Origin of the sequence: Paraburkholderia lycopersici (assembly GCF_900096975.1) — a bacterium.
In the GTDB taxonomy this organism is placed as follows: Bacteria; Pseudomonadota; Gammaproteobacteria; order Burkholderiales; family Burkholderiaceae; genus Paraburkholderia; species Paraburkholderia lycopersici.
Genome location: NZ_FMYQ01000012.1, coordinates 57,699 through 69,862, shown reverse-complemented (window position 1 = coordinate 69,862; position 12,164 = coordinate 57,699). Strand labels below are relative to the sequence as shown.

At 64.6% G+C, this 12,164-nt stretch carries 13 protein-coding genes; 7 read left to right on the top strand and 6 right to left on the bottom strand.

What is annotated here, in order from left to right; all coding sequences use genetic code 11:
• Positions 1-311: 311 nt before the first annotated feature.
• From BLU17_RS14985 to BLU17_RS14965, 5 genes are all read left to right on the top strand, one after another.
• Positions 312-734 carry a hypothetical protein gene (locus BLU17_RS14985; protein WP_143189259.1) on the top strand — a complete coding sequence of 141 codons (423 nt, stop codon included), beginning with the start codon at positions 312-314 and terminating at the stop codon, positions 732-734.
• 78 nt (positions 735-812) lie between these two features.
• Positions 813-1,613, top strand: coding sequence for a GTPase (locus BLU17_RS14980; protein ID WP_176929098.1), 801 nt, complete (start codon positions 813-815; stop codon positions 1,611-1,613).
• Positions 1,614-1,615: 2 nt separating this feature from the next.
• Entirely contained in the window at positions 1,616-2,107 is a 492-nt protein-coding gene (locus BLU17_RS14975; RefSeq protein WP_091997750.1) for a hypothetical protein, read from the top strand.
• A 64-nt stretch (positions 2,108-2,171) separates the two neighbouring features.
• On the top strand, positions 2,172-3,947 hold the full coding sequence (locus BLU17_RS14970) for a GTPase (RefSeq protein WP_091997749.1): 1,776 nt from the start codon (positions 2,172-2,174) through the stop codon (positions 3,945-3,947).
• The gene (locus BLU17_RS14965; protein ID WP_143189258.1) at positions 3,934-5,475 is read left to right on the top strand and encodes a GTPase; all 1,542 of its coding nucleotides are present in this window, start codon (positions 3,934-3,936) and stop codon (positions 5,473-5,475) included. Before BLU17_RS14970 ends, BLU17_RS14965 begins: the two co-directional genes overlap by 14 nt.
• Before the next feature lie 537 nt (positions 5,476-6,012).
• On the opposite strand, the gene BLU17_RS14960 is transcribed toward BLU17_RS14965, so the two are convergent.
• The 4 genes from BLU17_RS14960 to BLU17_RS14945 form a co-directional block, all read right to left on the bottom strand.
• Positions 6,013-6,216: a cold-shock protein gene (locus tag BLU17_RS14960; protein ID WP_091997746.1), complete on the bottom strand. Its 204-nt coding sequence runs from the start codon at positions 6,214-6,216 to the stop codon at positions 6,013-6,015.
• A 305-nt stretch (positions 6,217-6,521) separates the two neighbouring features.
• On the bottom strand, positions 6,522-6,788 hold the full coding sequence (locus BLU17_RS14955) for a hypothetical protein (RefSeq protein WP_091997744.1): 267 nt from the start codon (positions 6,786-6,788) through the stop codon (positions 6,522-6,524).
• Between the two features lie 88 nt (positions 6,789-6,876).
• Complete coding sequence (locus BLU17_RS14950) at positions 6,877-7,653, bottom strand: molybdopterin-dependent oxidoreductase (RefSeq protein ID WP_091997743.1); 777 nt, start codon at positions 7,651-7,653, stop codon at positions 6,877-6,879.
• Between the two features lie 56 nt (positions 7,654-7,709).
• Positions 7,710-8,348 carry a cytochrome b/b6 domain-containing protein gene (locus BLU17_RS14945; RefSeq protein WP_091997741.1) on the bottom strand — a complete coding sequence of 213 codons (639 nt, stop codon included), beginning with the start codon at positions 8,346-8,348 and terminating at the stop codon, positions 7,710-7,712.
• A gap of 348 nt (positions 8,349-8,696) precedes the next feature.
• On the opposite strand from BLU17_RS14945, the gene BLU17_RS14940 reads away from it, so the two are divergent.
• Positions 8,697-9,314: a sigma-70 family RNA polymerase sigma factor gene (locus BLU17_RS14940; protein ID WP_425434093.1), complete on the top strand. Its 618-nt coding sequence runs from the start codon at positions 8,697-8,699 to the stop codon at positions 9,312-9,314.
• A complete protein-coding gene (locus BLU17_RS14935) occupies positions 9,311-9,952 on the top strand; it encodes a DUF1109 domain-containing protein (protein WP_091997738.1) in 642 nt (213 codons plus the stop codon). Before BLU17_RS14940 ends, BLU17_RS14935 begins: the two co-directional genes overlap by 4 nt.
• A gap of 134 nt (positions 9,953-10,086) precedes the next feature.
• Here BLU17_RS14935 and BLU17_RS14930 read toward each other — a convergent pair whose 3' ends face one another.
• Both BLU17_RS14930 and BLU17_RS14925 read right to left on the bottom strand, forming a co-directional pair.
• Positions 10,087-10,605, bottom strand: a complete 519-nt coding sequence (locus BLU17_RS14930) for an NADH-quinone oxidoreductase subunit B family protein (RefSeq protein ID WP_091997735.1) — start codon at positions 10,603-10,605, stop codon at positions 10,087-10,089.
• Positions 10,602-12,164: a hydrogenase large subunit gene (locus tag BLU17_RS14925; RefSeq protein ID WP_091997733.1), complete on the bottom strand. Its 1,563-nt coding sequence runs from the start codon at positions 12,162-12,164 to the stop codon at positions 10,602-10,604. The genes BLU17_RS14930 and BLU17_RS14925 overlap by 4 nt, the downstream gene beginning before the upstream one ends.

Here is a 12,164-nt window from a genome sequence, read left to right as displayed (position 1 = left end):
AATGCCTGGAGTGTGCCGCGTGAAGCGCTCAAGAAAGCGCGCTACCGGCCGTTAATGCCGACACGGACTTCTTCCCGGGCCACTGCTTGCCCATGCCTGATCCGGACCGCGACATCGCCGGCCCGCTGCGCGATGCGGCCGGGCAAGACGACTGCTCCGGCATCTCCGATATCCATCGCAGGCTTCGTGAGGGTCCCCGTTCATCGGAGGTAGCGTCTCTGGATGGCTGGGTTGGCGTGCGGTGATCGTGGAGACAGTGGAGCCGCGCACGCAAGCGAGGCAAATTGCAAAGCAACGTGGAGCATGAAAACGTGTCGGTACGAAAAAAGAACGAGTCCACCGGGGGCAGCCCGACGGCTTCCCTGAAGTCGCGTCTGCAGGAGGTGCAGCAGACGCTCGACGCCGTGCGCTCCCACATCCGGCATCACGGCTTTACCCCGGAACAGGTGTTCGGTTATCAAGGCAAGGCCGACGCTTCGAACCTGAAGGACGAGGCGCCGGGTCCTGCGCCGGTGCGCCCCGTTGCGAAGAAAGCGGCGCCAAAGAAGGCCGTTGCCGCGAAGCGAACGGCGCCTGACGGCGCAGCTCGCAGGACTGGGGAATCCAGGCCGGCGGCGAAGCGTGCGACAAAGGCGGCGCCCGTTGCGGAGGACGCACGTTCGGCGGCGCCGGCTCCGAAGCCGGCGCTCAATCCTGCGGCGGCATGGCCGTTTCCGGGCGGCAGCCGATCCTGATGCGGATTCAATCCGGGCGGGACGCCGCGACGCGTCTCTTCTTTCGTTATTCATTACGCTGAATCCATGGACTTGACAGTGATTTCAGAGCTGCTGCCGGAACGCGCGGCGGACGCCGCGCGCCTCGAACAGCTCGCAGATGCCGGCAAGTTGCCGGTCGTGACGGTTTTGGGGAAGTTCAATCACGGCAAGAGCACGCTGCTGAACGCGTTGATCGGTCAGGGCGTGTTCGCGGTTTCCGACGCGCGGCAGACCACGGAACTGGATGCGTTCGACCAGGCGGGCGTGCGCTGGCTCGACGCACCGGGACTCGACGCCGACGTCCAGACCGAGGACGATCGCCGCGCCCTGCGCGGGAGCTGGGAGGAGGCGGACATCCGGCTCTTCGTCCATTCGGCGCGCGAAGGGGAACTCGACGGCAGTGAAAAGGCGCTGCTCGCCGAACTTGCCGCCGATGCCGGGCATACCCGGCGCAAGGCGCTGGTGGTCATCACGCAGATCGAGGAAGTGGGCGAAGACACGCTCGCGGACATCCTGCGCGTCATCAGGGAGCAGGCCGCTTCGCTGGAAATCCTGCCCGTTTCGGCGGTCCGCTACAGGCGCGGATGCGAAGGCGGCAAGCAGCTGTTGATCGAGAAGAGCGGCATGCTGGCGCTGAAGGACCGTATCGCCGCGGCGGTCCGCCAGGTTTTTGCCGCGCGGGCCGACGAACTGCAGATGACGGGCATTCTCTTGCGCTCGCGTCTGGCGTCCGCCGGCGCCGACCGTTACGGGCGCCTGAAGATGCTCTCGGCCGAGCGCAACCGGCTGATGGCGCTTTTCAAGGGCGAGCTTGCCCAGATTCAAGCCGACATTCACGAAAAAATCCGGGAGGTTTGAGCATGGGCTTTTTCTCCAGTTTGGGCAGCATGTTGGAATCGGTGGCGGAAACCGCGCTCGAATCCATCGCGGACGGCATCCAGAAACTGACGGACGCCATTCCTTCTCCGTCCGATTCGTCGTCGTCCAGCAGCACGTCGTCGTCCGCTCTCCAGGTGGAGGCCGCGAGACGAGAGGGCGTGCGCCGCGTTGCGCAAAGAGAGTCGGCGGTCATGCTGAAAAGCTTCTTTCAGAAGCACCACCTCACGGTCACCGACGTCGAAATCGATGAGTTCGTCAAGGCGTGTTCATCCGGCTCGGCGACCGATGCAGAGGGGAAGTTCATCAAGCGGTATCAGGAAACGGCGGAGATGCAGGCGCACACGGCCGGGATGGAAGCCCTGAAGGACGAAATCGAACGTCTGGAGCAGGCGGCGCAGGCGATTCGCTCGTTGATGGCGGAGCGGGCTGCCGCGCCGCACGGCGGGGAGGAAGCGGTTGCCGCGCAATCGTGAGCGCCGATCGCATGACCGACACACCTGATCGAATAGCGAGCGGGGCCAGGAAGTGAAAGGGAAGATGAAAGAAACGACATCGGAAGTGCGCTTCATCGAGAAGTTGAAGCAATTCGAGTTCGTCACGCGGGACATGCAAGCCAGAGTCGATGAGCTCAATGACTGGAAGGAAAGACTGGAGGCGAGACTTGCCGTCGGGCCGCATGGCGTGAAGGGGCTCAAGGCGGGCAGCACCCTCGCGGGCCAGATCCAGCAACTGCGTCAGCAGATCGGCGAGTGCGTCGCCGGGTGGGCGCGCGCGCTGGACAACAGCGGGCCTATGCGGCGTCTCAGCGAACAGTTTGGCGACCAGGGCATCCTGCTTGTTTTCGGCAAGGTCAACGCCGGCAAGAGTTCATTTTGCAATTTCCTTGCCGAGCGATTCAAACGGCACGGCGGCCACGTCCAGTATTTCTGTTTCGAAAACGGCGAGATCGTCGAGACCCATGAACCGTTCGTCGAAGCGGCGACGGAGGCCACCGCGCGCATTCAAGGTATCAGGCTCGGCGAGAAGCTCATTCTGCTCGACACGCCGGGCCTGCATTCGGTCACGGCCGAAAACGGCGCGCTCACGAAGAGTTTCACCGATAGCGCCGACGGTGTCCTGTGGCTCACCAGTTCGACATCACCGGGCCAGGTCCAGGAGCTGGACGAACTGCGAGAAGAATTGAAGCGCAGCAAGCCGCTGCTTCCCGTCATCACGAAGAGCGACTTGTCGGAAGAAGATGAGTTCGATGGGCAGATCGTGGCAGTCTTGAAGAACAAGACCGCGGACAACCGCACGTTGCAGGAAAGCGACGTGCTCGAACGGGCGCAGGCCAAGCTGCGCCTGTCCGGGATGGACGACGGCCTCGTGCGCCGCCCGGTTTCGGTCTCGGCGCTAGTGGTCCGCAAAAGTCCGGAGCCGGACGAAGCGCTCGAGGGCGCGGGATTCCAGCGTCTTTTCGACGAGCTGATCGTGATCGCGGAGGCCGCGACGGGCATCAAGAAGCGCAAGGCGGCCGAGCTCGCGCTCAGTCACCTCGAAAAGGATGTGGTGCAGGCGCTGCAGGTGCAGATCCGCCCGCACCTCGAAACCATGCGCAAGAATGCGGAGGACGCGTCGAAATCGCTGGACGCCGCAGGTCCGAAAATCAGAAGCGGCGTGCTGGACGAGGTACTCGGCGAACTGGCCAATCTGCTCGAACGCCACAAGAAGACGCGTGACACGGCGGCCGTGCACCGCGAACTGACCGCGCTGGTCCGCAAGGTGGTCGAAGAGCACATTGCGCGCGAGCTGGAGGAATATGCGCACGAGATGGGCGCCGCACTGGTCGCCATGAAGGAAGGGCAGTATGGCGCCTTCGACGACGTCACCGAGGAATGCGAGGTCAAGCGGGGAGGCTGGAAGAAGAGCGCCGTGGCCGGGGCGGCGGGGCTGGGGGGCATGTTTCTCGGCGGTCTGATCGGCTCTGTCCTGTTTCCGGGCGCCGGGACGATTGCCGGCGTGGGGGCGGGCGAGGCCATCGGCGGGCTCGTGGGCGGCGCGGTGAGCGCGCTGCTCGGCGAAAAGGGCGGCGACTATCTGGTCGAGACAGAGCGTCTGCGCATTCCCGTGGGCGTGAGCTACGAGCGCCTTTACGCGGCGATCTCGGCGGATTTGCGCGAGCGCCTTCCGGGCGTGGTCGGCGAGCTGGTCGAGCGTTGCCGGACCTGCGTCAAGCAGGTGACGGACGAGATCCAGCGGATCGACGACGTCGTCGCCGCCAGCGAGCGGGAACTTAGCCAGTTGAAAAAGGACATTGCACGTGAATCCGTTTGAACAATACAAGTCGTTGCTCGGCCAGGCCGCGCCCCTGGCCACGCGGTATCTTCCCGGCTCCGAGGCGATCATCGCCGAATGGCAGACGCGAGTCGACGCACAGAAGATTCACATCATGCTGTTCGGAGCCTATAACGCGGGCAAGAGCACGCTGATCAACGCCTTGGTCGGGCGCGAAGTGGCGCGGCATGGCGACGTGCCCACGACGGACACGGTGGACTTCCACGAATGGGACGGCCACGTGCTGCTCGACACGCCCGGTGTCAACGCGCCGATCGAGCACGAGGCCATCAGCCTCGCGCAACTCGAGCGCGCCGACCTGATCGTGTTCGTGCTGCGCCAGGAGGATCAGGATGCGAGCGACATCATGGGGCGCATCTTCGACTTGCTCGAGCAGAAGCGGCCCCTCTTCATCGTCCTGAACTACGAAGACGGCGATCCGGCGCGCATCGAAGCGATCCAGGCGCGTTTCACCCATACGCTCACGACATACGCGCAACGGCGCGGATTTGACACGGCAAGCCTCGCCGCGGTCCCGACGATCCTCATGAACGTCAAGTCGGCTTGCCGCGCCCGGCTCGAAAACAAGGCCGTGCTGCTCGAGCATTCGCGCTTCGACGTTTTCATGCTTCGCTTCCGCGAATGGCTCGTGCAGTACGACAGCCAGAAGCAGCTCTTGCAACAGATGTACGCGGGGCTGGAGCGTTCGCTGCTGCAGCCGGTGTCGGCTTCGATCGACAGGGAGGCGCCGCCGCAGGGCGACATGCAGGCGGTAGACGCGCAGATTGGGCATATTACCCGCGAGTACCGGTTGCTTACGAACGCGGCGTCCAGCAAGATCCGCACGGAGCTGATGCTGAGGCGCCCGACGATCAGCGACACCATTGCACAAGGCGGCACGAGCGACGCCGTGCTCGCCGCGCTGACGCAAGTTGGCGAGGCGGTGAGCGAGATCGTCCAGAACTGGTTGCAGCAGGAGCTCAAGCACAACGTCAAGGGGCGCATCGGCGCTGCGCTCGCGGCCGACGGGCTCGAATTTCCGCAAGGGGACGACGCGAACGGCAGCGAGTTCGGCAACAAGATACTCGACGCCGCGCTGCAAGGAATGAAGGGCGTCAACAAGGACCATGTGAAATCGCTGCTGGAGTTCGGCCGCAAGTTGAAGATTCCGGGGCTCAAGGGGCGCTGGTCGAAGACGCTCGGCAGTTGGGCGAACAAGGCCGCTCCCGTGATTCAGGTGGTTGCCGTGCTGGCGGAAGTGGGAGTCGAGTATTACGGCGAAGAGCGCGACATCCAGACGAAGCAGGACCGTGCGTTGCAGCGCGGCCAGTGGATCGAGGAGGCCTGCTCGCAGCTTTACTCGAGCCTGATGCAGAGCGTGACCGACGTGATCGCGCACGTTCAGCTGGAGGAGTTGCAGCCCGTGGAGGCGCGTCGCGACGAATTGCGGGCGAAGTCGGGCGGGCTCGATCAGGACCGGAGCGACTGGGCCGCGCTCACGACAGCGTTCCAGAACGTCGCTTTCTAGTTCGTGAAGTGTTGACGGAATCGGTGTGAGGTGAGGCGCAACGGGACCGAAGGATTTCGCCCGGGCAGCGCCGCAAGAAGCGCCTTGACGTCCTCGTTGTGGACGAGGACGTCGATCGCACCCACTTCCTCTTCGATTCGCCTACGCGGCGCAGCCTGTCGTTGTCTATCTATCCGCGTCGGAGCGGTGCCCTATCGCGCCAATGATCCGAAAAGCCCGAGGCTAAAATTCGGAATCGAACGTTCTTTCGCGACTGCCGGGACGTGTGAGTGCGAGATTCGAAGAAACAGCCGCCGGGAAGACGGTGCGCCGAGGGCCTGGCCGCGTAACCGCGGTAATGCTGGCGAAAGGAATTCACACTTTGTCTTTTTAAAAAAGACGGAGCCGACCCCTTTGCGGAGGTCGGAGGAACGGGGTGCGTTTGCGTCGTCGGTGGGGCGCCAGCTATTTAATACCTGGCTGGAAACCGCGAGGACGCTCGCGTTTCCTGAGAATCGGCACCGCCGCCGTCATGGCGGCTGGCGGAGCGAAAATGACTTACAGCGGGGTGATGTTCGATGCCTGCATGCCCTTGGGGCCGCGCTTCGTCTCGTAGCTGACCTTCTGGCCTTCCGCGAGGGTCTTGAAGCCGCTGCCGCGAATTTCCGAGAAATGCGCGAACAAATCGTCGCCGCCTGCGTCGGGCGTGATAAAGCCAAAACCCTTGCTGTCGTTAAACCACTTTACGGTACCGGTGTCCATGGATTTCTCCTGAATATGAACATATATAGAGATGCGCACCAGACGGGCGCGGGGAAAAGAATCAAGGAGGGAAAGGACAACGAGTACCGCAGCGTGCGGTGAATGATGAACAGCAATCGCGCTTCTTGAAGACTTTAGCGCGCCGACGTTACGCTGGAAAGCGGGGAAAGTCAAGATATTTCGGTTCGACGCCGCCACCGTTCGTTCCCCATTGAAACAGGATTTGGCTTTCGAGAGCCCACGGCGGCAAAGTGCGCAATAAACGCTCCCGCCGCAAAGCTGCGCCGGGAGCGCCGTACGGTTGCTCAATGGGCCATGGCGCCCGATGCCGGATGATCCATGCCCATTGCATCGTGCTTCATCGGCTTGTTCATCGAGTCGTGACTCATTGCGCTACTGTTGCCTTTCGTTTCATGCGACATGGCACTTTTTCCCATGCCGTCCTTGTTCATCTGGCCTTGCGGCATGGCGTCGTTCGACATCGCGCCGCTCGCCTGCGCGAATGCAGTGCTTGCGCCTGCGCTGAAGAGTGCGGCCGACATGGCGATGGCTGCGATTGCGATTGTGTTCATTTGCATTGCTCCTTGCTGGGTGGAAAAAACGAAGCCCGCGTTCGGGCGAACATAAGACGAATCCGCCGCGTGAAGCGGCATCCAAACGTCACGAACCGCCGAACCAGTTGTAGCCCTGGTCGACCCAATAGCCGCCTGGATATGTGTTCGTGACGAATATCTCGACAATGTGCTTGGGGTTTTTGTAGCCGAGCTTCGTCGGCATGCGCAGTTTCATCGGATAGCCGTATTTCGCAGGCAGACGCTCGCCGTCGTAGTCGAAGGCAAGCAGCGTTTGCGGGTGCAGCGCCGTGGCCATGTCGATGCTTTCGTAGTAGTTGTCGGCGCAACGAAATCCCACATATTTCGCGGTGAGATCCGCATTCACGCGACGCAGGAAATGCCCGAACGGCGTGCCGCCCCAACGGCCAACTGCGCTCCAGCCTTCGACGCAGATATGCCGCGTGATCTGCTCCGCATGCGGAAGCGCGTACAACTCGGGCAGCCGCCAGATGCGCTGGCCTTTGACCAGTCCGCTGAGCTCGAGCCGATAGTCGCCGCCGTCGACGATGGGCGCCTCGCTTTCGCTATAGAACGCGTTGAAGGGAAATGGCCGCGTGATCTGGGCTTCGGTGTACGTGGGCGCGAGTTGTCGAGGATCGAACAGCCACGCTTGCACGCGATCGTTCAGGCGCGAAACGGCGGTGAGGAACGTGTTGACCGAGGCGTCGTCGGTGAGCGTGCAGCCCGTGAGCATCGAAAGACCGCCGAGCGTGAGCAGGCGCTTGCCGAACAGGCGCCGTGACGGCATGTCGAGTTCGCGCCGCGCGTCGGCAAGAATCGCGGCGCGGTCAAGTGAGATGATCTCGCGATCGGTATTTTTCATAGGTAATCCTTACGAAATGCGATGCGGAATGTCAGGCTTCGCACGGAGCGGCATATTCAGCGTCCGCGCAGCATGGTGAGCAGCGAGCGCGGCACGAGTGCGACCATCGTCACGTGAACGAGCACGAAGGCGGCGAGCAGCGCCATCGCGCAGAAGTGCACGACGCGCGCGCGATCGTATCCGCCCAGCAATTCGCGCAGCAGCGGGAATTGCACCGATTTCCAGATCACCAGACCCGAAAGCACGAGCACGACGAGATCGGCAATCGCGACGAGATAGGCGAGTTTCTGCACGGCGTTGTAACGGCTCCGGTCGGCGTGCGAAAGATGTCCCTTCAGTGCGGCGCACAGATCGTGCATCACGGCATGCGCGCTCAGCGGGAAGAACTTCGTGCGCCACCGTCCCGTCGCGAGATTCAGCGAGAGATAGACGAGGCCGTTGAAAAACAGCAGCCACATTGCCGCGAAATGCCATTGGAGCGCTCCGCCGAGCCAGCCGCCGAGCGTGATCGACGTGGGTATGGCGAAACCTGCGAACACGGGCGACGCATCGTAGATGCGCCAGCCCGAGAACATCATGACGAACGCAGCGAGCGCGTTGAGCCAATGCGTGATGCGCAGCCAGATCGGCTGGATTGCGCGAAGGCGGGTCATGCGTGGTGCGCGCGAGCGCGGTTCGCCGATCGACGTGTGCATGGCGATTCCTCGTTGGCGGAAAGATGACAGTGAATTCGCTGCGGGGCGCGCGGCGGTTACAGCGCCCGAACTCGAATTTCACGCGAGGGAGCGTGGCGCAGAAAAAGCCGCTCTGGCTGTAACCGGCCCGGCGTTCCAGGCGAATTACCGTCAATCGGGCGCATGCGCTCGCGTCACGCGGAGAATCGGACGGTGGGCTTGACGAGGACATGGGCGACGATGAGGGAAGCGGAGACGCCCGGCGCCGCTGCCGGCAACCGGCATCCGGTTGCGGTGCGCGAGGCGTTCGGCTACGCTCACGCGATCGGGGCCGCAGGCGGCGACGTGTGCAAGCTGCCTGAAAGTTCGCTGGCGCGAGACCGGTCGAACACCGCGCCCGCCAGCCCGCCAACCTATCGTCGCGACAATTCAGGACGACCTTTGCACTCCGCGGAAACCCGTCTCAAAGCGCTGTTCGTCAGCGGACTGGAAGGCGACGCGCTCGCATACCGCGACTTCCTCGCGGAGCTCACGCGTCATTTGCGTGGCTACCTGCGCCGGCGCATTCCGCAACTGCGCGACGACGTCGAGGACCTCGTGCAGGAAATCCTGCTCGCTGTGCACAATGCGCGTCATACCTGGCGTCCCGACGAACCGCTCACGGCCTGGGTGCACGCGATCGCCCGCTACAAGCTGATGGACTTTTTCCGCTCGCGCGCGCGCCGCGACGTGCTCAACGATCCGCTCGACGACCACACCGATCTCTTCGCCGCCCCCGATGACGAGCCTGCCCAGGCGCGCCGCGACATCGGCAAACTGCTCGAGCAGTTGCCCGACAAGCAGCGCCTGCCCATCATCCACGTGAAGCTCGAAGGGCTTTCGGTGGTCGAAACGGCGCAGCTCACCGGGCTGTCCCAATCGGCGGTCAAGGTGGGCATTCATCGCGGGCTCAAAGCGCTTGCCGCGCGCATTCGGGGAGCGCGATGAAAACCGACGATCTGATCAGCCTGCTTGCCACCGGCGTTGCGCGCGTGGATCGCCAGGCCGCGCTGCGCCGCTTCGCGCGCGCGTTGCCGCTCGGTTTCGCGGGCTCCGTCGTGCTGATGAGCGTCGTGTTCGGCGTGCGGCGCGATCTCATGAGCGTCGCACACACGCCGATTTTTTGGGCAAAGCTCGCGTTCCCGTTGTGCGTTGCGCTGGCGGCCGCGCTGGCGGTCAACCGCCTCGGGCGGCCGGGCCTGCGCGGCGGCTATGCGTGGGCGCTGGTGGCGCTGCCGTTCGTCGCCATGCTGGGCGGCGCGTGGCTCGTGCTCGGCGACGCCGCGCCCGCGCAACGCGTGCCGCTCGTTCTCGGCCTCACCTGGCGCACCTGCCCGTTCAATATCGTGCTGCTTTCGGTGCCCACGTTCGCGGCCGTGTTCTGGGCCGTGCGCGGTCTCGCGCCCACGCGTCTGCGTGCGGCGGGCGCCGCGGCAGGCCTCCTTGCGAGCGCGCTCGCGACCGTCGCGTATTGTCTCCATTGCCCGGAGATGAGCCCGGCGTTCTGGGGCGTCTGGTACGTGATCGGCATGCTGCTGCCCGCCGGCATTGGCGCGTGGCTGGGGCCGCGGTTGTTGCGGTGGTAGGGCAGGTATCCCTCGTCCGGCGCTGGCCGGTCATCATCATCGATCAGAGTGATCGCGACGGCGCCGCGCAAACAGGCGGGTTGGCGCCAGGCGGCGCAATGGCGGCGTCGGACCAGCCGACGAGGCGTCTGTCGCTAACTCCTTGAGGCATGGAGTGCGGCAAATATGCCTCTCAGAAGCTCGACCGGCGAAGGCGGGCAGCCCGGAATGCTGACGTCGACCGGTAGCAGTTCGGCGAGCGGGCCGCAGACCGCATAGCTGTCCTTGAAGATTCCTCCGGTGCATGCGCACTCGCCGGCGGCAACCACCAGCTTGGGGTCGGGCGTCGCTTCGTACGCCAGTCGTACCGCTTCGCGCATGTTCAGCGCGAGCGGCCCTGTCACCAGAAGCATGTCGGCGTGCCGGGGGCTCGCGACGAAGCGGATTCCGAGTCCCTCGATGTTGTAGTACGGGTTGTTGAGCGCGTGAATCTCCAGTTCGCAGCCGTTGCACGACCCCGCGTCGATCTGCCGGATGCACAGCGCGCGGCCAAGCACGTCGAGGATTTGCTGATGCAGCCGCTGGGACTCCGTGCGCCAGTCGTCGCCGCCCTGCGGGAGCGGTTCGGCAGGAGCCCGGTTGCCGGCGATACGCTTGAGAAGTTGCCACGTCACAGGTCGTGCCCCGCATAACAGAGATTGAACGATTTGTTGATGAGCGGGAAATCCGCAACGATGTTGCCGATGATCGCGACTTCGAGGGCGGGCCAGTTTTGCCACGACGGATCATGGCAATGGCAGCGGGCGAGGGTGCCGTCTTCGCCCGTTTCGAGCGCGACGAGGACGTCGCCGCGCCAGCCTTCGATCCAGCCCGCTCCATACGATGGCGGACGGCCCGTTTCGGGCTGCGCGGCGACGCTGCCGGCGGGCAGGCCCGTGATGATCGCGCGGATCTGCCGCAACGATTCGTCGATCTCGCGGAACCGCACCGCGACGCGCGCCGCCACGTCGCCGCGTTTGTCGCTTGCAACGCGCGCGCCGATCTCGCGGTAAGGGGACGGTCCGTGCTCGACCCGCAGGTCCATGGCCGCGCCGCTCGCTCGTGCGACGAGGCCGCATACGCCGAAATCGGCGGCGACCTGCGGGGTGAGGATGCCGGTTCTCGTGAAGCGGTCCTGCAGCCCCGGGTGATCGTCGTAGATGCGCCGCATCGATCGAACCTCGCGCTCGATGCGCTCGCTCTGGGCTACGATCGCGTTGGCCCCTTGCTGGCTCAGGTCGCGCGCGAGGCCGCCGGGCTCGATCGCGTCGAACAGGTAACGGTGCCCGAAAATGCGTTCGTTCAGGCGCAGCCAGTCTTCCTTCATCCGCGAAAACTGCGCGAGCCCGAATGCGAAGCCCGCATCGTTGCCGAGCGCGCCGAGGTCGCCGAGATGGTTGGCAACGCGCTCGCGCTCGAGCAGCAGCGCACGAAGCCATTGCGCGCGCGGCGGAATGTTCGTGTCGAACGCGCGCTCGAGCGCCATGCAGTACGCCCACGCGAACGCGACGGTGCTGTCTCCCGCGATCCTGCCCGCCACGCGATGGCCGGCGAGCGCCGGCGTGCGTTCGAACAGGCGCTCGATGCCGCGATGGACGTAGCCGAGCCGCTCTTCGAGCCGCAGCACCTTTTCGCCGACGACGGAGAAGCGGAAGTGGCCCGGCTCGATGATGCCCGCGTGAATTGGCCCCACGGCGATTTCATGCACGCCGTCCCCCGCGACGCGCGTGAACGCGTAGTCGGCTTCGTGCGACTCGAAGCGTTCCGTGCCGGATGCGGATTTGCGCAACGGGAAGTAGTCGGCGGGCCAGTTGCCGTGGTTCAGCCAGGGGCGCACGTCGCCCGCGCCGCAGGCGCGCAGGCCGGTCAGATCGTGGATGGCGCGCTGCATGCGGACCGCGCAGGGAAAGAGCGCCGAGAGATCCGGATACTCGCCGCCCCCGGACGAGCCGTGGCCGAGCGGCAGGCGGACCCAGAGCAGGCCGTCTTCGAGGGCATAAGCAGCGCAAACCGTGAATGCGCCGCCGCGGTCCTCTGCGCCCCACATCGTGACCAGCCGTCCTCCGTCACGCCCGGCCTCGGCGGCGACGCCGATCCACGCGGCGGCATCGGCGTGCGCGACGAGCGTGGCCGGCGGGCCAGCAAAGCTCGCGAGGCGTGTGAGACCGGGTAACTGGAGTGCGTCGATCCGCAT